Annotated in this window: 19 protein-coding genes and 2 tRNA genes; 8 read left to right on the forward strand and 13 right to left on the reverse strand. The window is 39.2% G+C overall.

What is annotated here, in order from left to right; genetic code table 11:
• Positions 1 to 87: 87 nt before the first annotated feature.
• The gene (locus FLM54_RS09395) at positions 88 to 843 is read left to right on the forward strand and encodes a hypothetical protein (protein ID WP_075169051.1); all 756 of its coding nucleotides are present in this window, start codon (positions 88 to 90) and stop codon (positions 841 to 843) included.
• A 112-nt stretch (positions 844 to 955) separates the two neighbouring features.
• On the opposite strand, the gene FLM54_RS09400 is transcribed toward FLM54_RS09395, so the two are convergent.
• Positions 956 to 2,248 (reverse strand): NCS2 family permease, encoded by a 1,293-nt coding sequence (locus FLM54_RS09400; protein ID WP_054201141.1) that lies wholly within the window; start codon positions 2,246 to 2,248, stop codon positions 956 to 958.
• 118 nt (positions 2,249 to 2,366) lie between these two features.
• Here FLM54_RS09400 and FLM54_RS09405 point away from each other — a divergent pair, with 118 nt between their 5' ends.
• From FLM54_RS09405 to FLM54_RS09415, 3 genes are all read left to right on the forward strand, one after another.
• Positions 2,367 to 2,828 carry a tetratricopeptide repeat protein gene (locus tag FLM54_RS09405; RefSeq protein WP_010388519.1) on the forward strand — a complete coding sequence of 154 codons (462 nt, stop codon included), beginning with the start codon at positions 2,367 to 2,369 and terminating at the stop codon, positions 2,826 to 2,828.
• Between the two features lie 324 nt (positions 2,829 to 3,152).
• Positions 3,153 to 3,587, forward strand: a complete 435-nt coding sequence (locus FLM54_RS09410; RefSeq protein ID WP_010388516.1) for a SulA-like leucine-rich domain-containing protein — start codon at positions 3,153 to 3,155, stop codon at positions 3,585 to 3,587.
• Between the two features lie 39 nt (positions 3,588 to 3,626).
• Positions 3,627 to 4,103, forward strand: coding sequence for a YchJ family protein (locus FLM54_RS09415; RefSeq protein WP_178956245.1), 477 nt, complete (start codon positions 3,627 to 3,629; stop codon positions 4,101 to 4,103).
• Between the two features lie 67 nt (positions 4,104 to 4,170).
• On the opposite strand, the gene FLM54_RS09420 is transcribed toward FLM54_RS09415, so the two are convergent.
• Together FLM54_RS09420 and FLM54_RS09425 are read right to left on the reverse strand one after the other, a co-directional pair.
• Positions 4,171 to 4,473 (reverse strand): DUF6172 family protein, encoded by a 303-nt coding sequence (locus FLM54_RS09420; RefSeq protein WP_010388513.1) that lies wholly within the window; start codon positions 4,471 to 4,473, stop codon positions 4,171 to 4,173.
• Between the two features lie 201 nt (positions 4,474 to 4,674).
• Positions 4,675 to 5,202 carry a VC2046/SO_2500 family protein gene (locus tag FLM54_RS09425; RefSeq protein WP_178956246.1) on the reverse strand — a complete coding sequence of 176 codons (528 nt, stop codon included), beginning with the start codon at positions 5,200 to 5,202 and terminating at the stop codon, positions 4,675 to 4,677.
• Positions 5,203 to 5,314: 112 nt separating this feature from the next.
• Here FLM54_RS09425 and FLM54_RS09430 point away from each other — a divergent pair.
• Positions 5,315 to 5,399: transfer RNA gene (locus tag FLM54_RS09430), tRNA-Tyr, on the forward strand.
• 49 nt (positions 5,400 to 5,448) lie between these two features.
• A tRNA-Tyr gene (locus FLM54_RS09435) sits at positions 5,449 to 5,533 on the forward strand.
• Positions 5,534 to 5,564: 31 nt separating this feature from the next.
• Here FLM54_RS09435 and FLM54_RS09440 read toward each other — a convergent pair.
• The 3 genes from FLM54_RS09440 to FLM54_RS09450 all read right to left on the reverse strand — a co-directional run bounded on the left by FLM54_RS09440 (position 5,565) and on the right by FLM54_RS09450 (position 7,502).
• Positions 5,565 to 6,260, reverse strand: coding sequence for a M48 family metallopeptidase (locus FLM54_RS09440; RefSeq protein ID WP_178956247.1), 696 nt, complete (start codon positions 6,258 to 6,260; stop codon positions 5,565 to 5,567).
• A 185-nt stretch (positions 6,261 to 6,445) separates the two neighbouring features.
• Positions 6,446 to 6,841, reverse strand: coding sequence for a VOC family protein (locus tag FLM54_RS09445; RefSeq protein ID WP_178956248.1), 396 nt, complete (start codon positions 6,839 to 6,841; stop codon positions 6,446 to 6,448).
• A complete protein-coding gene (locus FLM54_RS09450) occupies positions 6,831 to 7,502 on the reverse strand; it encodes an HD domain-containing protein (RefSeq protein ID WP_010388506.1) in 672 nt (223 codons plus the stop codon). The genes FLM54_RS09445 and FLM54_RS09450 overlap by 11 nt, the downstream gene beginning before the upstream one ends.
• A gap of 139 nt (positions 7,503 to 7,641) precedes the next feature.
• Here FLM54_RS09450 and FLM54_RS09455 point away from each other — a divergent pair, with 139 nt between their 5' ends.
• Entirely contained in the window at positions 7,642 to 8,832 is a 1,191-nt protein-coding gene (locus FLM54_RS09455; protein WP_024601131.1) for a class I SAM-dependent methyltransferase, read from the forward strand.
• A 15-nt stretch (positions 8,833 to 8,847) separates the two neighbouring features.
• On the opposite strand, the gene FLM54_RS09460 is transcribed toward FLM54_RS09455, so the two are convergent.
• The 5 genes from FLM54_RS09460 to FLM54_RS09480 all read right to left on the reverse strand — a co-directional run bounded on the left by FLM54_RS09460 (position 8,848) and on the right by FLM54_RS09480 (position 15,487).
• Positions 8,848 to 9,144 (reverse strand): PilZ domain-containing protein, encoded by a 297-nt coding sequence (locus FLM54_RS09460; protein ID WP_010388503.1) that lies wholly within the window; start codon positions 9,142 to 9,144, stop codon positions 8,848 to 8,850.
• A gap of 8 nt (positions 9,145 to 9,152) precedes the next feature.
• Complete coding sequence (locus FLM54_RS09465) at positions 9,153 to 9,533, reverse strand: two-component system response regulator (RefSeq protein WP_178956249.1); 381 nt, start codon at positions 9,531 to 9,533, stop codon at positions 9,153 to 9,155.
• A gap of 68 nt (positions 9,534 to 9,601) precedes the next feature.
• Positions 9,602 to 13,489 (reverse strand): ATP-dependent RNA helicase HrpA, encoded by a 3,888-nt coding sequence (gene hrpA, locus FLM54_RS09470; protein WP_178956250.1) that lies wholly within the window; start codon positions 13,487 to 13,489, stop codon positions 9,602 to 9,604.
• Between the two features lie 128 nt (positions 13,490 to 13,617).
• Positions 13,618 to 14,658: an isoaspartyl peptidase/L-asparaginase family protein gene (locus FLM54_RS09475; protein ID WP_109874473.1), complete on the reverse strand. Its 1,041-nt coding sequence runs from the start codon at positions 14,656 to 14,658 to the stop codon at positions 13,618 to 13,620.
• Between the two features lie 124 nt (positions 14,659 to 14,782).
• Positions 14,783 to 15,487: a SapC family protein gene (locus FLM54_RS09480; RefSeq protein WP_010388497.1), complete on the reverse strand. Its 705-nt coding sequence runs from the start codon at positions 15,485 to 15,487 to the stop codon at positions 14,783 to 14,785.
• 249 nt (positions 15,488 to 15,736) lie between these two features.
• Here FLM54_RS09480 and FLM54_RS09485 point away from each other — a divergent pair, with 249 nt between their 5' ends.
• Positions 15,737 to 16,447 (forward strand): DUF6445 family protein, encoded by a 711-nt coding sequence (locus FLM54_RS09485; protein WP_178956251.1) that lies wholly within the window; start codon positions 15,737 to 15,739, stop codon positions 16,445 to 16,447.
• A 408-nt stretch (positions 16,448 to 16,855) separates the two neighbouring features.
• On the opposite strand, the gene FLM54_RS09490 is transcribed toward FLM54_RS09485, so the two are convergent.
• Complete coding sequence (locus FLM54_RS09490) at positions 16,856 to 18,376, reverse strand: tryptophan halogenase family protein (RefSeq protein WP_178956252.1); 1,521 nt, start codon at positions 18,374 to 18,376, stop codon at positions 16,856 to 16,858.
• Positions 18,377 to 18,452: 76 nt separating this feature from the next.
• Positions 18,453 to 21,050 (reverse strand): TonB-dependent receptor, encoded by a 2,598-nt coding sequence (locus tag FLM54_RS09495; RefSeq protein WP_178956253.1) that lies wholly within the window; start codon positions 21,048 to 21,050, stop codon positions 18,453 to 18,455.
• Between the last annotated feature and the right edge of the window lie 477 nt (positions 21,051 to 21,527).

Here is a 21,527-nt window from a genome sequence, read left to right on the forward strand (position 1 = left end):
TTTTTAGTTAATCGGCGCAAAGTTTCCCACCTTTTATATATTTAATGTAAGATTAGATAATAAGGTTAAGAATTTGAGAATTATAACATGATCGTTTCCATTATAATTGTATTAATTGTTGCGCTTATCGTCATTGCACTGTGGGTTAGTGCTGTTCAACAACACAAAGAAAAACAAGAAGCTGAACGACGTAAAGAGCTAACAAAACAAAAAGCTATCATTGAAGAAACTGAAGAGGCGTTAATGAATAGCGCAAATATCCCTCTTTCAGAAGCAACTCAGCGAATATTACAACGTCGTATTCATGATGCGCTAAGTAATATGGTGTCTATTTCAAGCGGTGGTAGCGGACTAAAAAACCGCTTAAAAGAAGCAAAAGAGCGACTACAAAATCCGATTCAAGACGGCTCGGATGGTTTTGTTTTGCCAGGTAATGACAAGCAACTGATATCACTAATACAGGGTATAAAAAAGCTCCGTACTATTATCCGTTCTGAGCACAACAAGGGGAAAGTTGACAGCCAAGCGTTTATTGCAGAAGACAAACGCCTTGAGAAGCTACAACTAAGAATCAACATTGAAAGCCAGATAAAACGTGGTCTAGCAGCTCAAACAGCCGGTATGGTTGGCTCTGCTAGGCAGTACTTTGAAAAAGCATCGACGACGCTAAACAGTGTGTCATTTAATGATGATTACATTACTGCAAAACGAGTTGAAGTTGAAGGCTATCTAGAAACAATAAGCACTGAATTAAAGGCATCAAACGCTACATCATTGAAGAAAAAGAACGAACAAGAGCAAGATGATTTAGACGTACTGTTTGCACCGAAAAAGAAATGGTAATTCATTATCTAATAAAAAAGCCCATACAACTGTATGGGCTTTTTTATAACTGAAATTTAGTCACTATATAAATTTACATACCCAAACTAAATCTAGCTATTTAACAAAAGCATTAAGATAAAAATGCAAACTTAATAATAAACAGTGCCGTTAAAATCCAAACACTAATACTTACCTGATCTTTTTTACCACACAGTACTTTAACTGCTGTATAAGAAATAAAACCCAGTGCAATACCGTGTGCAATTGAAAAGGTCAATGGAGTCATTAACAATACAACACTCACTGGAATTGCATCGGTCATATCATCCCAGTTTACAAACTTTAAGTTTTGTAGCATTAGAACAGATACATATAAGATTGCCCCTGCTGTTGCGTATGCTGGTACCATTTGTGCCAAAGGTGCAAAAAACATCATTAATAAAAAGCAGCAACCTACAACTACAGCCGTTAAGCCCGTTCGCCCCCCCACTGATACCCCTGCTACAGATTCTATGTAAGACGTTGTTGTTGAAGTACCTAGCATTGCACCGGCAATGGTTGCAGTGCTGTCAGCGCTTAATGCGCGACCCAAGCGCGGCATATTGCCGTTTTTATCTGCTAGGCCCGCTTTTTGAGTAACCGCTACCAACGTACCTGAGGTATCAAATAAATCAACAAATAGAAACGCAAAAATAACACTCAACATAGACAGTTCAAAAGCAGCACTAAAATCAAGTTGCATAAAAGTTGGCATTATTGAAGGTGGCATTGCAACAACACCATGATATTCAACTAACCCCATCGACACTGCAATCGCGGTAACGAGTAAAATACTAATTAATACACCGCTTTTAAAATCGCGATAAAGTAATGCCGCAATAATAAAAAAACTAAAAATAGCTAATAGCGGACCCGGTGACGTTATATCGCCTAGCTGCACAAGTGTTGCTGGGCTTGATACAATAATACCAGCACTTTTTAGTGCAATAAGCGCTAAAAATGCACCAATACCGGTTGCTATTGCTTGTTTGAGCACCAGGGGGATTGCATTAATAATCCACTCTCGCACCTTAAATAAGCTTAATATTAAAAATATACACCCTGACATAAACACCGCGCCCAGCGCTGCTTGCCAGCTATAGCCCATACCTAACACCACGCCATAGGTAAAAAATGCATTTAATCCCATACCCGGTGCCAATGCCAATGGATAATTGGCCCACAACCCCATAATAAAACACCCTATTGCAGCGGCAATACAGGTTGCAACAAAGGCAGCACCTTGGTCCATGCCTGCTTCTGCAAGCATAGCTGGGTTAACGAATACGATATAAACCATCGTAATAAATGTAGTCATACCGGCAATACATTCACGGCGAACCGAAGAATCATTTGCACGGATTTTGAATAAGGCTTCGAGCATAATAAACTTGTGGTTGTAAAAAGTGGCGAGATTTTAGCATAAAAATAACTTTTTACAGGACATTTTACCTTGCTATATACTAAACTAGCTAAGTGATTAAAATAACAAACGAAGTAGCATGATCAAAACGACACCAAGTGGCCAAGACTTAGAGCAACAATTAGACAACATTCTTTCTTTTGTAACGCAACCAAGCGATGCAAATCCCCCTGCGAGCTCTAAAAACACCGATCAAGACACATTAAATAAAGCTCTTTATTACCTTAAAAATGAACAAGGCGCCTTAGCCGCAAAATGGATGCGTTTAGCAGCAATGGCAGGAAACTATCGTGCACAGTTTTACTTAGGGCTATTTTTCATTAAAGGCCAAGGTGTGCCACAAAGTGTATTTCATGGGGCTGCGTGGCTCAGCTTAGCTAGTAGCCAAGGATATGAGCCAGCAATAGAGGCAATGAGCGATATACGCAAACACATTAGTACCAAACGACTTAAAGACGCCCAGTGTTATGCCGCCAGCTTATATGAACAAATTCATCAGTTACAATTTTCACATTTGATCCCTATAAGTCACGAAAAATAGTTTTACTACCTAGTAACTCATTCCATCTGTAAATTAATTAAGCGTTTTATAAGTTAAATGCAACAACGCTTAATTTTTTAAACTACTGTATACCTCATGCATTTCAAGATTTATTTAGTTATAGATTAAAAAGCTACCGTCAAAAGTATTCATCCCCAAAAATTATAATCTATTGTTATATATGAACTATTTATTTTTAAATAGTTTCATTATCGTGCTCAGCTGAATAACTGTACAAAAAAATAGCAAAAAACACTTGCACCAAACAACTGTATAAACTACTGTATACATGTACTGTATAAAAACCCAGTGAGTGAGACGATTATGTTACAGCCTATTACCGTAAGAACAGTTAAGAGCTACCAACAAGATGACCAATCTGATTGTGTTAACGTTGTACAAATTGAAGATGAGATTTCAGCGACGTTTGAATTATTAAAAGTATTACACCAATACAATAGCTTAAATGCATGGACACTTTTAATTGCGCCAGACCATGTACCTAGTAAAGCGTTACTTGATTCATGTTCAATTGATACCAGTAAATTATTAGTTATACGCCAAAAACATTTAGTTAATATAGAGTATGTTTTAAGTTCTGCACTTCACAATGGAAATTTTGCAGCGGTGATCACCTGGACCGACATAATAAATAATCAGCAACTATCACAGTTATCATTAAACCTGAGCCATACACGCACTAAGCTGTATTGCTTTAGCAAAAAAAGCGCTCAAGCTGAGATTTCACTAACGCAATAAGCTTGGTAAACTAGCGTTTTAATACACAGTACATTTATTATGACCTCTAACGCCCTACTATGTTTTTGTGGCAGTCAGCAACTTTATGCTGATTGCTGTGAACCTTTTCATTTAAAAACCAAACAGCCACAAACACCTGAGCAACTTATGCGTGCTCGCTACAGTGCATATGCGGTTAAAAAAGCGGCTTTTGTTCGTGAAAGTTACGCAAAAGAAAAGCAAGCTGAAAACTCACTATCAGAAATTAAGGACTTTGCAACTAGTTGCCGCTTTATAAACTTAACCGTATTAGATTCTGGTTATAATGATGAAACAGGGTTTGTAAAGTTTAAAGCCCATTACTTTTACCAAGACTTGTATTGCGAGCTGGCTGAGCATTCAAGATTTATTAAAGAAGATGAACAGTGGCGATACCTTGATGGTGAGATCACACCGGTTGCTGATATCAAAGTGAAACGCAATGATACTTGTCCTTGCGGCAGTAATAAAAAGTATAAAAAGTGTCATAGTGTATAAGTAACAACCACAAAAAATGGGCCACTTGGCCCATTTTCAAAAACTACACTAAACGCAACTTAGCGCTTTATTCGTCATCATCTTCATCGAAGTCTTGACGCTGTGCAGGTCTTGCTAAAATCTCTAAGTAGAAAGAGGTTAAACCTTGCTTTTCAATTTCACTGATGTGATTGTTAATTTCAGCAACGTGAACAACTTGGGCTTCTTCAGCCGTGTTACCAAACTTACAATCGAATGCCCAGTAGTCGGCATCAACAGGTAAAGTTTTATTACGTTCTCTTTTCAAATATTTTTTCACTTCATGCTTTGCAGCATCAACCATACGAGGGTATTTGATTTTCTCATGATTCAGCGTGAATGTTTTCTTCATTACGTTCCTAATTACCTTGGTTTAATGATAATGGCATTTAATGTCATACCATTTGCGCCATTATAGCAATTGCATTTAAATTTTGGATGCTTTTTTTATATTAAATCTGTTATTAACATAAAGCACCTATAAAACCACTAATATAAACACGGTTTATTACAATCCAATGGCGCCTAAAAAATAGCATTTAATAAAATTCAATTAGGCACTAAACAAATGTAATGGCTGGTGGAGGGCATCATTTTGTAAATCATCATAAAATGCCACCGCATCCATTTGAGGGTTTGATAGCTCGGTGTTGGTATTTTGAATTCGTCGACGTACCGCTAATTCACAGTTATCAATTACGTTAAGTGGAATGTGGTTTTTATCATCACGAATATTAAATGGCTCAGGTTTTAAGCACTGAGTTAACTTTATCTCACTCATCCCTTCGGCGCTTCCCATTTTTGCTAAAAGTTCCGTGTTATTTTTGCCAATTAACATATTAAAACTCTCAGGCGCCAATGGCTGCTTTGGGCCCGCACCTAAGTGTTTACGCAAGGTCTCTTCATCAGCTTGATAACCACTTGCATCACTTTTAGGTAAGTGAAACTCACTAAAATCGAGCGCATCATGAGATAGCATTGCTAATAAAAGAGCAAATTCACCCCGACGGCTTTCATGCACACTTTTATTGAGTCGTGTTTTTAATTGACTCTCTGTGATTAACAAATCACCAATCTGCATAGACTTTAGCCTATTTAACTAATTAATAAGTATTTATCGGCTAAATTTGAATTTTCTTTAGCTTTTTTCTTTACTTAAATAAGAAGTTTGCTATTATCTGCCGCGTTGCATTGGAGGGGTTCCCGAGCGGCCAAAGGGATCAGACTGTAAATCTGACGGCTCAGCCTTCGCTGGTTCGAATCCAGCTCCCTCCACCACTTTTCTTAGGCTAAGTTAAGTGGGGCCAAATGCAATAAAAATTAGTGTGGAGGGGTTCCCGAGCGGCCAAAGGGATCAGACTGTAAATCTGACGGCTCAGCCTTCGCTGGTTCGAATCCAGCTCCCTCCACCACTTCTCTTTACTACCTCGTTTTATGTTCTAATTATTCAAAAACCCATTGTAAACTCATCCCATGCTTATTTAACCAAGCGCTTGCTTTTTTGTATTCTGAATAAAATAAACCTACACGATGCCAAAATTGTGCACTGTGATTTAAATACTTTAAATGCGCTAACTCATGCACAATCACGTAGTCAATTACCCAGGTGGGTGCGCTTGCAAGGTGTAAATTAAAGGTAAGCTCACGCCTGCGGTTACAACTGCCCCAGCGACGCTTATACAATTGAATACGAATATTACTCGGTAGCTTTTCACCCATCAGCTGACAATAGTAGTTAACTCGCATTTCAATATAGCTTTCTAATTTCTCATGCAAAAACTGCTCTAGCAAACTTTGATACATTTGCGTTCGATGCTTCACACGTGAAGAAAGACTCAGTAACAGTGTTTGGCTTTCATTGTGCTGCTGCCATTGAGTGCGTGCTGCGTTTTCAAATTGCACATTAACAGCTTCATTAAATAATTTAATGCTATTGGTTTTAAGTGGAAACTGTCGTGTATCGGCTTGAATTTGTTGCTTATGTAACTGAGCATCAATCCAGCCCTGTTTACTCAACAGCCATTCGTTAATTTGTGTTTTCGTTACAAAATGGGGCGCATACACAGTAAGTTCTCGTTGTGCGACTTTAATAGCCACTGTTTTTCGCCGACGGCTTCTTCTTAACGTATAATCTAACAATCTAAAGTGCCTATAAGTTATTATAAAATAAAACTTTCTCTATTAGCTTAATAAGTTAATTCGTAGGAGAAAAAACCAGTTAGTAGGTATCGTTTTAATATTGCTCGATACTAAATAGGCTAAACGATGGATCATAAATCTACCCTTGGCTATTTTAACTGTTGAAGTTTTACTAAACAAAGCCGCTAGCTCTCGAGTTGCACTTTTATGACATTATAATCATGAGAAGTGATTTCATGGCTATTACCACTATTGTCTTTAAAATACATAGAAAAAGTCACGCCATGATCAGCCAATATGGTTTTCACTTGATGCTGCTTAAGATGCTTAAGCCAAATAACAAATTGCTCCCCAGTTGCAGCAAAAGCGATTCCTTTACTACGCCCATCGCCTTCAAATAAAGCCAATCGTGTAGTAGCGCTTTCATCTTCAAGTGTTAAAGGACCTTTTCCCTCTTCATTCCAAAAGGCTAACTCCTCTACTACGGTAAAACCAAGCACCTTTTCATACCACTCAATAGCTTGGTTGAGGCTTTGAACATTTAAATGACAATGATCAATTCCCGAAAGTTTAGGTGTCATCGCGTTGTTCACCAATTTCAGACTTAAGCTGAGCTAAAAAGTCGTGCATGTATGCAGTGCGTCTTTGTGCTTCGGCTTTTGCAGAAGGAGTATTCATACTCTGGGCAATATGCAGTAATTTAATAAAAAAATGATCTAGGGTGTACTTTTTATCGTCAGCTTCTCGGTTTAAACAAAATGGATCATCGGGGTTGTATAATAATCGACTAATAGAGCCGCCTACTTTCATACAACGGCTTACGCCAATAGCACCCAAGGCATCCATTCTGTCAGCATCTTGTACAATCTGTGCTTCAACCGTTTTAATAGCAATATTGGCGCTAAAACTATGTGCGGCAATGGCATGGTGAATATCATCAAATAGCGCGTCATCATAGCCAATAGACGCTAAAAAGTTAATCGCTTTATCCGCGGCCATTGTTGATGCCCTTGCTCTATCTGGGTGATTTTTAGCCACTGCAACACAATCATGCAACCAAGCTGCAGGCAATACAATCGCCATATCAGCCTGCTCTGCTATACATAGCTGCACAGCAACACGCACTACCCGTTCAATATGGGTAATATCATGGGCAACATCCGCATGTACTAAGGATGTAATAAAGTCTCTGCATTGCTGATTAAGTTGCTGTAATGAGGGGCTAAGAGCTGAATTGTCCACCGAATTTCCAAAAATCTATTTAAACGAGTTAATAATGGCTACTTTACCGCGATTTATAAGCCCCTTGCAAAACATTCATTGTATGTTGCGCGAGCCTTGACTAAAATACAGCGCTTATTTATTACTACAGAGAAGCCTTATGTCATCTGCCGTTTACCTGCAAGCTGGTCGCGATAAATCATTAAAAAGAAAACACCCTTGGTTATTTTCTAAAGCCATCAAAAAAATTAAAGGTAAACCTGGATTAGGTGACACGGTAACCATACACGACAGTGAGGGTAAATTTTTAGCCACCGCAGCTTACAGTCCTCATTCACAAATACGTGCTCGTGTTTGGAGCTTTGACGAAAAAGAAGTGATTGATCAACATTTTTTTGAGCGTCGTCTTCGCCGTGCTTTAGAAGCTCGCAGCCATGCAATTGAAGAAGGTGGACTTACCGGCTTTAGGTTATGTGCAGCAGAATCAGACTACTTACCCGGTATTACCATAGATAAGTTTGATAATGTAATTGTGTGTCAATTACTAAGCGCAGGCGCAGAACGTCATAAAGGTGAGATTGTTGGTGCTTTAATGGCTATTTTCCCAGGCTCTACTATTTATGAGCGCTCAGATGTAGATGTTCGAACCAAAGAAGGGCTAGAGCCTATTAAGGGCGTACTTTGGGGGAGTGAACCCACTGCACCTGTCATAATTGAAGAAAATGGTTTAAAAATTGAAGTTGATATTCTAGAAGGCCATAAAACTGGTTTTTATTTAGATCAACGAGATAGCCGTGCTGCACTGGAGCGTTTTTCAAAAGATAAAACCGTATTAAATTGCTTTAGTTATACGGGAACGTTTTCTCTTTATGCCCTGCGCGGTGGCTGTAAACATGTAACCAATGTTGATGTTTCACAACCAGCACTTGATACAGCGAAGCGCAATGTTGAGCATAACAACCTTGATTTAAATAAAGTCGACTTTGTAAAACAAGATGTCTTTAAATTATTACGCCAATACCGTGAAGACGGGGTGATGTTTGATACGATCGTTATGGACCCGCCTAAATTTGCCGATAACAAGGCGCAGTTAACTGGGGCGTGTCGCGGTTACAAGGACATCAATATGATTGCGATGCAAATTTTAAAGCCCGGCGGCACTTTGCTAACATTCTCATGCTCTGGTTTAATGGAACAAAACTTGTTTCAAAAAGTAGTCGCAGATGCAGCCCTTGATGCAGGTAAGGATTTACTGATCATGGAGCGCTTAAATCAAGCAGCTGACCACCCTATTGCAGGCAGCTATCCTGAAGGTTTTTACCTTAAAGGGCTTATTTGTAAGGTTTACTAAAAACTAATTAAGTAGTTAGTTAAACTCTACAATTTCAAGCCCTGCGGTTATCGTGCCATCCTCTTCTGTGCTGGCACGTATTACCTTAACGGTGGCTTTTAACGGTGCAATGCTCGGATGTGTTGATGCAATATCAACCGATAAAATTGAGTTAAGCTCTAACAAATCATCGAGTTGTAATGAAAGACCCGTTGCACTTAAATCAAGGCAGGTGCCAGTGTAACTGAGCCCAGCAACAGGCTCTATTGAGGTTAACTTCGCTGGCGTGTTAACCTGCATACGTCTATAGTTTCGCTTATCTTCAGTAAACATAATTCCCTCTACACAATATTATTAATTTTTTCTCGTAGTACAGCGATAGAAAAAGGTTTTACAACGTAAGCATCACACCCTGCGTCAAAGCCAGCTTGTTGTTCAAGCTCCGACTCAAGTCCAGATATCATAACCACCGGAATGTTTTTTGTCTCTGGCGTGTGTTTAAGTATGCGACACGTATCATAACCATCGAGTCCTGGCATACACACATCAAGCAAAATAATATCGGGCGGATTTGCAATCGCAGATGCTAAACAACTTTTACCTGAGTCAGCATAGCTCAAATCAAATATTGATGCTAACCCTGCTTTGAGTATTTCAAAATTGAAATACTCATCATCAACCACTAACAACTGTCGCGCTTTGTGTTTTATTAATGAGGACATAGGTATGTCATTTCCTTCTCAAGTTAGTCCCTCTGTTAACTTACTTAGCTTAATAGAGAATAAAGAGATTATTCAATTTCTTTTATCGCATTTAACACACGTTTTGCTGAAATTGGATAAGGCGTACCTAAGGTTTGTGCGAATAAGGATACGCGTAATTCTTGCTGCATCCAAAAAATAGCCTCAACATCAGTAGGCAATGGCATTCCTTTAGGTGTTTTATTCGTTAGTTTTTTATATTCTTGCGCTACTTTTTCAAGCTCTAACACACATAATCTATCACGATTTGGGTCAACAGGTAGTTTTTCTAGGCGTTTTTGAATCGCTTTTAAATAACGAATTAAATCGCCGAGTTTGTCTGCCCCATGTTGACTGACAAAGCCTTTAAAAATAAGTGATTCTAGCTGAGACTTAATATCCCCATGAGCGGTGATCATGGTTAAATCTACACGCCCTTTCATTTTTTTATGCAGTGCATGCGCAATACTCAGCACTTGCTCAACCTGTGTAGCAATGGCCACAACGGTATCGCCTAACTCGCCGCGAATATGCTCTTTAACCGTTTCAAATGCCTCACTTGTACGAATGTCACCATATTTAACTAATAGGCTGTCAACGCCTGATGCAATGCAGTCATCAATTAAATCGGCAATTTTACCAAAAGGATTAAAGTACAATCCTAATTTAGCTTTGTTTGGTAGGTTTTGCTGCAGGTATTTAATTGGTGATGGCACGTTTAAAAGTACTAAACGACGTAAACCTTGCTGGTGCGCTAATTGCGCTTTTATTTCGTTATCGAATAGCTCTACTGCGGCCGTTGATTTTTTATCCACTAGTGCTGGGTAGGCTTTAATTTCGTATTGACCTTGCTTTTTCACATACGATGTTGGTAACTCACCAAAATCCCACTGGATTAAATCGGTTTTTTCTATGCCTTTGTCGGCCACTTTAGATAAGGTGTCTGTCACTTTGCCTTGAAGCTGCGCTTTAAGCTTAGCTAAATCGAGCCCACGGGCAAGAAGTTGGTCGTTTTCATCACGTACTTCAAACTGCAATCTTAAATGAGGAGCAAGGGCTGTTAAATCCCACGCCTCAGGGTCGACTCGCACGCCAGTCATGCGCAATAACCGATTACTTAGTGAGTCGATTAACGAGCCTTGTAGAGGCTCTATGGCCGCTAAAACCGCGTCGGCATAATTAGGCGCAGGGACAAAGTTACGGCGAAGTGACTTTGGCAATGACTTGATTAACCCACAAATTAGCTCATGACGAAATGCCGGTATATGCCAATCAAAACCACTTTCTTGAACTTGGTTTAATAGCGCAACCGGTATTTGTACAGCAACACCATCAACTGCTTGGCCTGGATCAAAATGATAAGTAAGCGGCAGCATTAAGTTATCTTGTTGCCATGTATCTGGATAATCAAATTCAGTAATGCTACTTGCACCATGCTGCATGAGCTCTTCTCGCGTCATGTGCAGGTAGTGTTTGTCTTGCTGTTTTTGTGTTTTATACCACTTAATAAACGCAGCACGATTATTAATATCGTTCGGTATTTTTTTCTCGTAAAACTCAAATAAGGTTTGTTCATCAACTAAAATATCGCGCCTACGAGATTTGTTCTCGAGCACTTGAATATCTTCAATTAATTCGCGGTTATATTGTAAAAATCCTTCATTGAGCCCCAGCTCTTGTTCAACCAGCGCTGTGCGAATAAATAACTCACGGCTTACTTTTGGGTCAATATTGCTGTAAACACAGCGGCGCTTATTAACAATTAATAAGCCATACAAAGTTTGTTGCTCAAAGGCAATGACCGCACCGGGTTTTTTCTCCCAATGAGGCTCTGTGTAGCTGCGTTTTACTAAATGCTGAGCGAATGGTTCTACCCAGTTCACATCAATTTTGGCATTAATACGAGCATAGAGTTTACTGGTTTCCACCAACTCAGCCGACATCATCCATTTTGGACTCTTTTTAAATAATCCTGAGCCTGGGAAAATATGAAATTGGCTATTACGCGCACCTTTATATAGCTGCTTTTCGTCTTTAAAACCGATGTGACTGAGCATGCCACTTAAAAGTGCTTTGTGAATAAGCTCGCTGTCTGCAACATTAGTGGTGGCTTTCATTTTCATTTCATTGCACACAGTGCTGATTTGATAAACGATATCTTGCCATTCACGAATACGCATATAGGCTAAAAAGTCTTTTTGACATAACTTTCTAAACTGGCTGTTAGTCAGCTCACTTTGCTGCTCTTCTAAATAATTCCACAGGTTTAAAAAGGCGATAAAGTCAGAATCAGGATCGTCAAAGCGACCATGTTTTTCATTTGCGGCTTGGCGTTTTTCTTGTGGTCGCTCGCGGGGATCTTGAATTGAGAGCGCGGCAACAATAACTATCACCTCACGCAATGCACCCAGTTTATGCGCAGTTAACACCATTTTTGCTAAACGCGGGTCAACCGGCAAACGACTTAGCTCCCGCCCAGATTGTGTTAGGCTGGTTTTTTGATGACGCTTAGCCGCTTTTACTGCTTGTAGCTCTTCAAGCAATGTTAAACCATCATTAATATTTCGGCTATCTGGAGCTTGCACAAAAGGAAATTGCGCCATATCACCCAGCCCAAGGGCTAACATTTGCAAAATAACTGATGCTAAATTAGTACGTAATATTTCAGGGTCAGTAAATTCAGGACGCGATAAAAAGTCATCTTCTGAATATAAACGAATACAAATACCCGCTTCAACACGTCCACAACGCCCCATTCGCTGATTAGCACTGGCTTGCGAAATAGGCTCTATAGGTAAACGTTGCACTTTTGTGCGATAACTATAACGACTAATTCGCGCTGTACCCGGGTCAATAACATAACGAATACCAGGTACTGTTAGCGATGTTTCAGCGACGTTGGTAGAGAGTATAATATGGCGGCGCGAATGCGGCGCAAAAATGCGGTTTTGCTCAGCGTTCGATAGCCTTGAATACAAAGGTAATACATCAGTGTGTTTTAAATTACGCTTGCTTAGTGCATCAGCGGTATCGCGTATTTCTCGCTCACCATTCAAAAAGATCAGTATATCGCCAGGACCTTCGGCGCAAAGTTCATCTACCGCATCAAAAATCCCCTGAAGTTGGTCGCCTTCGGCTTCCATATCTTCTTTTTGAATATCACTAATTGGGTTATAGCGTACATCAACTGGAAACGTTCTTCCTGATACTTCAATAATAGGTGCATCATCAAAATGCTTAGAAAAGCGCTCAGGGTCGATAGTTGCTGAGGTAATAATAACTTTTAAATCGGGGCGCTTAGGGAGTAAATTTTTAAGATAACCTAAAATAAAATCAATGTTTAAGCTACGTTCATGCGCTTCATCAATAATAATAGTGTCGTATTGATTTAAAAATCGGTCTTGTTGTATTTCAGCTAATAAAATACCGTCGGTCATCAGTTTGATGTAACTGTTATTAGATACCTGATCGCTAAAACGAATTTTAAAACCGACCTGCTGGCCAAGCTCGCATTGCATTTCTTCTGCGATACGGTTGGCAACACTGCGTGCTGCTAAACGCCTTGGTTGTGTATGGCCAATGTAGCCCTCAACGCCTCGGCCTAGCTCTAAACACATTTTAGGTATTTGTGTGGTTTTGCCTGAGCCAGTTTCACCAGCAATGATCACCACTTGATTATTAGCAATGGCCTCTTTAATGGTGTCTTTTTTTTGACTAACCGGTAACTGCTCAGGGTAAGTAACTTTAGGTAGCCCAGCTAAGCGCTGCTCTCGCAGCGTTTGACTACGACTGATATCAGTCGCAATTTTTTCAAGCGCACTGGTAAGCTTTGCCTCGTCGGTGATTTTTTTAACGCCGTGAAGACGTTTTTTAAAACTGAATTGATCTTTTTTTAAGCACGTTTTTAGCTCGCCAAACAACTGACCTAGGTTTACCACCTGCATACCTTATAAAAATTAGTCAAAGAGCCCCGATTGTAGCAAATTAAATGGCTGGGGTTAATCCTGTAAAGAATATAACAATCAGCGGATTATTATATAAACCACCAGCCACTAACTAATAGTGTTTATTCGTCACTAAAAATACCTACGTAGGTTGCTTGCGTATTCGATTTACTCGCACGATACATGCCTGAAGTATTAAACGGCAGACTAATACTGCCTTTTGTATCAATAATAATAACACCGCCTGTGCCCCCTATCGGTTTAAGCACCTCGTTTATTACTTCATTACCTGCTTGGTCTATGGTTTTACCTTGGTACTTTACTCGCGCACAAATATCACTTGCCACATTATAACGAATAAAATATTCGCCGTGCCCAGTTGCCGAAACCGCACATGAGGCATTTTCAGCAAAAGTGCCTGCGCCAATAACCGGTGCATCGCCAATACGACCAAAACGTTTTGCGGTCATTCCGCCGGTTGACGTGCCCGCCGCTAAATTACCTTGTTTATCCAGTGCCACCGCTCCGACTGTGCCCACTTTATAATTTACTGGTAACGCTTTATGCGCTGCCTGATAATCTTTACTGGTATTTTTGCTCGCCTCGAGTTTCTTTTTGGCTTTTAATAAAGCCTCATAACGATGCTCAGTATCAAATATATTGTTCTCTACTAGGCTCACGCCTTGCTCTTTGGCAAACTCTTCTGCACCTTGACCACTTAACATCACATGCACTGATTTTTCCATTACTAACCGGGCAAGTTTAATTGGACTTTCGATATGTTTAATACCTGACACAGCGCCTGCTTGACGATTGCGACCATCCATTATAGAGGCATCTAATTCGTGACTACCATCATAGGTATATACCGCACCACGCCCGGCATTAAAATAAGGCGATTGTTCAAGTACTTCAATGGCAGTAGTCACTGCATCAAGGCTTTCTCCGCCTTGTTCAAGTACCTTATATCCGGCCTCAACAGCTTCTGCTAATTTATTGCGATAAGCTTGCTCTTGATCTGCCGTAAATTTACTTTTTTCAATCGTGCCTGCACCGCCATGAATCGCAATGGCAAACGGCGTATTTGTGTTTTCACTCAATGCCTGCGTGCTCAACCCCATCAAACTTGTTGCAATGAGCCCTAATAATAGTGATTTTTTCATTGTGTGTTCTTTTATAAATACAGGATTAAAACCAATGTGAATGGTTATGAAGAGTTTTTCAAGTGAACTGAGTTTAATGGCACAAAAAAAGCGCCCTAAGGCGCTTTTTTAATTTCGTTTAAAGTTACGCTTGTTGCGCTTTTAAACGTGCTAAACGTGCTACTTGGTGTGTAGACGTTAAGAAAGAATAGATTGGTGCTAAATAACCGCGCTTACGAAGCTCAAGAAAGTCTGCATCGCTTAGCTCATTTAGTTTCTTCTCATCGATAAGGTAAATACCGTTGATGTCTTTTTTCTCACCTTTAATATCAACTGTTAGCGTTTGTGCTACCAGTAGTTCTTTATCAGCAAGGAATTTAGTGAACGCATCGGTTACTTGAGAAAACTCAATGAACGATACTAACGCTTCTTTACGACGCTTAAGGTAATCAGTTTCTTCACCGTTTTCGAATAATGCATTACCCTCTTCTTCACCAACTAATGAGCTCGCTTCGTCAATTACGATACCAAATTGATCTTGCTCTGGGTGCTTTACTAAACCTAATGGGTAACGCGTTGTTGCCATAGGCGCAAATGATGCTGTCCATTTGTCGCCATCAATAAATAAATTTTCGCCTGGCTCTAGGCCAAACATTGCAACCGCTTGAAAAGTACCTGTTTCGTTATTTTTAACAAAAGACATTGGGAATTCATTGGCGATACGCGCAAACTCATGTGCAACCACTGGCACTAAGTGTTGAGTTTTCATAAATTCGATGTTGATGCCATTTTTAATTTTAGTGTTGGCATGTTTTTCGTTGTGTAAAGGCTGTACTTGTTGCTCCGCCATGTTACTGCTCCGTTATTTTATAAATTTGATTTATTACTGTTAGTGGCCTAAGGCTAATGGTTTTGGTGACAAAAAGGAAGTGAAAATTTTGTGTCATTTTGTACGTTATTAATTAACAAATAAAGAAGGTAATTATTTGTACAATATGTAGTGTAAAAAACACTCTGCTGAGTGTTGTTTTTTGTTTCATAATTATGGACTTTTGTTAGTATATTCAACAATGTTGCGATTAATATCAGTTGAATTAAAATGGAACACTACGAGTTAAACCCCGATTTTAGGGTTGAAATAGTTCATCTTGAAACTGAAAACGAAGATGTGATCATCATCGATAATTTTCTAAAAAGTATTGAACCTGTGGTTAATTTTGCTGCGCATGTAGCGTATTTAGAGCCCGTTGGCAGCGATGGTACTTTATTTCCCGGTAAGCGTGATGTAATGCCTGAACCTTATTACCGTGCTTTTAGGCAGCTATTACTATCTCTTCAAGCACGAGGTGTTTTTAACCGCGAGCATAAAGCACTCTATGTTCATCGTTGCAAATTATCATTAGTTACCCAAAAAGCCTGTGAGCTTAAGTTATTACAACGTATACCTCATATAGATTCGACCGATGATAATACCTTTGCAGCAGTGCATTATATAGCTGGTAAAGAGTCTAACGGCACATCAATTTATCGCTATATTCCTGAAAACCTAATTAAAATAACGCCACGAAACCAACACCTTTTTAGCGATGTAATAGAACAAACCAAAAATAATGAATCAGAACATCAAGGGTATTTAAACAGTAATACCGCCTTATTCGAGCAAGTCATTAATATTAAAGCAAAGCAAAACCGCGTGGTGTTATATAAAAGCAATTTACTTCATTGTGCTAACTTAGATAATGACTATGAATTCACAGGCGATATAAAAAATGGCCGTTTATCAATCTCTTCTTTTTTTAGAATTGACTAGGGTCTGTTGACCTTTGCGGATTAAAATTTGTTCAAACTAGGGACGATTTAATCGCGGCGCGAGGTTTGTAACCTAGTGGGCTCGATAACTGCTCCTGCGTTATTCTACTGGCTTACATCCATGTAAGAATAAGTAAAAGCCGAGCAAAGCTTCCGCGTCCTGCTCACGCCCCTTACCTACATCCATGTAGGCAACAAAGAGTAAATCGCCCCTAGGCAGAACCCTTCGGGCAGCGCCTGTTTGGCATTGATGCTGCGTTATCGCCTATTTATGGGGAATAACCACAACACATAGGCTCTGCCTTGCCTAAATACCAAACAGACTGCTGTAAATTTAACCTTGAAAGATCAACAGACCCTAGACAACAGCCCAATAATCTAAATGTTAGTTTTTAATGGCGCATCAATTTTAATTTTTTTGTAAGCCGAACTGATGTATTTTATTAATAAGCTCTCTGTGTTTTGGCAATTCTGCTAATAACTGTTTTATCCGTTTGTTTTTAAAAGTACATTGCTTATCAGCTAGGGCTGTCACTTGCTCAGTCACAGCTTTTTTGCGAGGTAAAAAATTCATACCATAAAGCACGTAAAGATAATTTTCTAAATCAAATAAATCAAACTTACTGCTGAAGTCTTCTCGCAATGGCGCAAAGCTTTTCCATCGCGCTAAATTACTTGTAAGCTTACTTGAAACCCCTGACGCCTTGCGATTATCCTGCCAAAACAAAGAGTCACTTCTATCTGAAATACAATAATGCATTTTAATAAAATCAAAGGTACTTTCCCAGACATGCGCGACATGCTTATTAAAGTCAGGTGCTATATACTCTATATCTGCCTTATACCGAGGAAAACGCTTTGATAATAAACCTGCTGAGAAATCGGTTATCAAAATAGCTGTCGCCTCAAGAGGCTCTACAAAACCCTGAGATAAACCAATAGCAACACAATTTTTATGCCAAAATAATTCTCTACGTCCTATCTTCATAGGAATTTTACGTGGCTGTAAATCGGTAAATTTATTACCAAGATAATGATGTAACTTTTTTACCGCTTGCTCTTCATCCATGTGTTTAGACGAATAAACAAAACCAACACCACGACGTTTGGTAAGTGCTATATCCCATATCCAGCCAGCTTGGTGCGCTGTGGCAATAGTATAAGGAAGGATTTCATCATCTAATGAGGTGGGTACTTGCAATGTAAGTGCTGTGTCTGTAAGTAATTCATCAGAGCGTTCTATAAAATCAACATTTAATTTTTCACCAATAATGGCAGCGCTAAATCCGGAACAATCAATAATAAAGTCATAAGCTAGATGTTTATTATTGCTATCTATTAAGTGACTAATAAAGCCATCATCGTCAATGGCAATATCTATAATGTCAGCATATAAATGCTTAATAGCAAACGCATCTTGGGCATGCTTCATTAAAAACGCAGCAAATTTTTTAGCATCAAAATGATAGGCGTAACCATTAATTCCGACATACTCTGGAGTAGATATTGTTTTTGGCGCATATTTTTCTTCACAGCAAATTTCTTGCTTAGACACCGCATTGGCATAACGGTTTTGTGATTCACCAGCTAGCCATTGTTGAGTCATTTCTTCGCCAAATATATGTGGATTATCGAATAAATGATGATAGTAATTTTCACCATGCTTCGTTTTATCTAACCAATTTACAAATTTAATAGATTGCTTAAAGGTTACATCACACTCACGAATAAAATCAGTTTCACGAATACCAAACTTTTGAAGCGAATTACGAATTGAAGGCACCGTTCCCTCTCCTACCCCAATGGTGGGAATTGTCGGAGACTCTATCAATGTAATTTCAGTATTTGTTTCTAATAATGAGTGACCTAAATGATTGGCTGCTAACCAACCGGCTGTCCCCCCACCAACAATTGCTATTTTTCTTATCATAGTTAAACCACTTTATTGATTAGCTCATAAAAAAGCCCAGTATTAACTGGGCTTTCATTTTGTCATCTAAACCGAGTTAGAAACGAAGAGCAATACCCACTCTATAGCGTGCTTCACCTTCAAAACTCCACGCTGGATAGCCATTACGAAGCTCAGGTTTAACTTCTGCATCACCTGTTGCTGTACCTACCTGAATACTATCTTCTTCTGTTATATTAACAGCTTCAAACGTTAGGTCTAAGTAGTCAGTTACAGCGTAGTTTGCAGTTAAATCAAGTGTACCGTAGTCTTGGTGTTCACGGTTACCGTAGAAATAAGGTGCTTCACGAACCATATACTCTGAACGCCAGTTATACGCTAAACGAACACTGTAGTTATCAGCTTCATAGTAACCTACCAAATTCACTGTATGTTCAGATGAATCTGAAAATAACTCGATACGGTCTGGGAAGTTTTCTGCAGGTGCTTCTGAGTCAACCCACGTATAATTTGCTTGATAACCAAAGCCACTATCAAAACCATCTTGGATTTGAAGTTCAATACCTTGAATTTCACCACCTGAACCTGTGCCTTTGGTAGCCACTGTCCAGTTATCTACACCTGAATCAGGGTCAACGATCCCAATACTTTGATTAAGGATTTGATCAACTTTGGTAAATGATGAAATATTCTTAATAAAGTAAGTCGCACTTACCATGCCGTCGCCATCAAAGTAGTATTCAACACCTAAGTCTGACTGTGTTGCTTTAAATGGTTCAAGGCCGATATTACCGGTAGAAATAACTTCATTTCCTACAGTGCCATCTTCGTAACCTGATAGTGATGATGCAGCAAACATGTCAGTGTAGTTAGCACGCGAAATAACTTGCGCCGCAGAGAAACGTAAAATAACGTCTTCGGTTAAATCAAATGCAACATTTACACTTGGTAACACTTCATTATAATCTGCTTTCTCTGTGCTTAAACCATTGCCATAACTACCCGTAGCGTCTAGGGCATAGTAATCAGACTCCGCATCGGTTGACACATAGCGAATACCGAAGTTACCACGAATGCCCTCTGCTGAGAAATTAGCCATCGCGTACAAAGAAATATTTTCTTCTTGGATCGTACCGTAACCAGACTTGTATGCAATTGAGGTGTTATCGAAGCTTGTAATTGCTGCATAGCCATCACTGATCATTTGTCCTAAATTAGGCTCTGGTAACACGTAACCAGCACCTGATGTCACTGTACCCGAATAATATCGTGAGGCATCATAAGCTGAAATAGAGTCAACTAAGTTTGCCGTATACGTTTCTTGTTTTACTTCATGATCAGCCCAACGAAAGCCGGTTTTAATTGATGTGATAGCACCAAAATCTACAGGGAAAGTAAAATCAAGCTGTGCATAGGTTTCTTCATCCGTATTTGGCTGCTTTTTGAGTGCCCAGCCCGCAGATGATAATTCACCTTGAAAGTCATCGGGTGTGAAAGATTTATTCGCAACATCAATTTTTATTTCATCGCCAGTTGCATCATAGGTACCCGCGTAATCTGCTGCAGTACCTAACCAAAAACCATAGTTAGCTGTTAAATCTGTACCGCCATCTGATTGCGTGTTACCAATTCGGCCTTCAACCTCAAAACTTTCGCCTACATACTTAAAGTCTAAATCAACAGTTTCTGACGTCATTGAACCCGCACGAGCCCAAGTTTGAGCCCAACCAGGGTTGGCACCGTTACCAGAACGACGATAAAAAGTACATGTACCATCTACATTGACTTGCTCACACGCTGCATCTTTGTCATCTGGAAACATAACAAATAACGACGTATTTGCATTATCTGCCGACAAATCTAGACTCATGATATTTAAACCAATTTCTAACTCATCACTGGGTCTGTATTGGAATGTTGCATTAATAGCTGTACGCTCTCGCTCTTGTTGGAATGTTGAAGGAACAATGTCACCCCAACCAACTAGCGATTCAATACCGTTACGCTGATAATTAGTTTCTGAGAATGCTGCTGACACAAGCGCACCAAAGGTTTCATCATCATTTTTCCAGCTATAAAGGCCAGAAATCTCTGGATCAATCTCTTCTGATATTGAACCGTAATCACCTTTAATGCTTGCAAATACTGTATTTGAATCTAAATCTAATGGTTTGCGCGTATTAACGATAACCGTACCACCAATGCCACCTTCAACAATATCTGCTTGTGATGATTTGTATACTTCGATACTACCAACCATCTCAGGCGGCAATAATGTATAGTTAAAACTACGATCAATGTTTTGTTGATCGTACCAGCCAGTTGAAGCCACAGAATGGCCATTTAGTAATGTACGAGTTAGTTGCGCTGATGCACCGCGGATAGATACTTGTTGACCTTGGCCAAATGCTCTATTTACAGCAACACCAGAAATACGACCTAATGCTTCGCCTACATCGCTGTCAGGAAACTTACCGACATCTTCAGATGATAACGCGTCTACCACAGAATCTGAAAAGCGCTTAGTATTTAATGATGCTTCTAAAGAGCCACGAATACCGCGTACTTCAATAACCTCAACATCATTTTGAACTTTAACTTCATCGGCTGCGAATGCAGCACCAGTAAACCCAGCTCCCACAACTAAGCCGATATTTACTGCTAATAAGCTTTTTTTAAAATTTTTAGCTAACACAGGATTCCCCTCGAATCATTTTATTGGTTTTGTTTATCATTTTGCCTAACCGCCATGACAGCGCTGTCATAGTAGTAACAAACCATACATGCTAAATTACAATTTTGCTACATTTTTCCGCTCTTTTTGTATGAAATTTAACTTAATTATTATTAAGTCATTGATTTTAAATTGATTAATTATTTCATAAAAAAGCAGAGTTCGCCCAAGAATTACTCTCTATACTAGGTATGTAAATAATGACATGTTTATACTTAATGTATTTAAAATAAGAGAGATTGCGAATAGCAGATAAGATTAATGGGTTATATAACTCCGCGCCGAACCAAAATTAACCTACTGTTTTTATTGATAAATATAAGTTTAGTTAGTGACTTTTAAAAATATAAGAGCATTAAAAAGGTACTTAGCTTAAGGGAAATATTTAAACTTCAAATGTTTACAGCACTTTGTTATTAATTGATTAATGACAAAAAC

Origin of the sequence: Pseudoalteromonas sp. Scap25 (assembly GCF_013394125.1) — a bacterium.
In the GTDB taxonomy this organism is placed as follows: domain Bacteria; phylum Pseudomonadota; class Gammaproteobacteria; order Enterobacterales; family Alteromonadaceae; genus Pseudoalteromonas.

Excerpts from the sequence above, each read along its gene's own strand:
- FLM54_RS09485 (WP_178956251.1), top strand. The coding sequence starts at position 15,737 with ATGGAACACTACGAGTTAAACCCCGATTTTAGGGTTGAAATAGTTCAT.
- FLM54_RS09445 (WP_178956248.1), bottom strand. The coding sequence starts at position 6,841 with ATGACACCTAAACTTTCGGGAATTGATCATTGTCATTTAAATGTTCAA.
- FLM54_RS09415 (WP_178956245.1), top strand. The coding sequence starts at position 3,627 with ATGACCTCTAACGCCCTACTATGTTTTTGTGGCAGTCAGCAACTTTAT.
- FLM54_RS09465 (WP_178956249.1), bottom strand. The coding sequence starts at position 9,533 with ATGTCCTCATTAATAAAACACAAAGCGCGACAGTTGTTAGTGGTTGAT.
- FLM54_RS09490 (WP_178956252.1), bottom strand. The coding sequence starts at position 18,376 with ATGATAAGAAAAATAGCAATTGTTGGTGGGGGGACAGCCGGTTGGTTA.
- FLM54_RS09410 (WP_010388516.1), top strand. The coding sequence starts at position 3,153 with ATGTTACAGCCTATTACCGTAAGAACAGTTAAGAGCTACCAACAAGAT.
- FLM54_RS09460 (WP_010388503.1), bottom strand. The coding sequence starts at position 9,144 with ATGTTTACTGAAGATAAGCGAAACTATAGACGTATGCAGGTTAACACG.
- FLM54_RS09480 (WP_010388497.1), bottom strand. The coding sequence starts at position 15,487 with ATGGCGGAGCAACAAGTACAGCCTTTACACAACGAAAAACATGCCAAC.
- FLM54_RS09455 (WP_024601131.1), top strand. The coding sequence starts at position 7,642 with ATGTCATCTGCCGTTTACCTGCAAGCTGGTCGCGATAAATCATTAAAA.
- FLM54_RS09420 (WP_010388513.1), bottom strand. The coding sequence starts at position 4,473 with ATGAAGAAAACATTCACGCTGAATCATGAGAAAATCAAATACCCTCGT.
- FLM54_RS09405 (WP_010388519.1), top strand. The coding sequence starts at position 2,367 with ATGATCAAAACGACACCAAGTGGCCAAGACTTAGAGCAACAATTAGAC.
- FLM54_RS09395 (WP_075169051.1), top strand. The coding sequence starts at position 88 with ATGATCGTTTCCATTATAATTGTATTAATTGTTGCGCTTATCGTCATT.
- FLM54_RS09475 (WP_109874473.1), bottom strand. The coding sequence starts at position 14,658 with ATGAAAAAATCACTATTATTAGGGCTCATTGCAACAAGTTTGATGGGG.
- FLM54_RS09425 (WP_178956246.1), bottom strand. The coding sequence starts at position 5,202 with ATGCAGATTGGTGATTTGTTAATCACAGAGAGTCAATTAAAAACACGA.
- FLM54_RS09400 (WP_054201141.1), bottom strand. The coding sequence starts at position 2,248 with ATGCTCGAAGCCTTATTCAAAATCCGTGCAAATGATTCTTCGGTTCGC.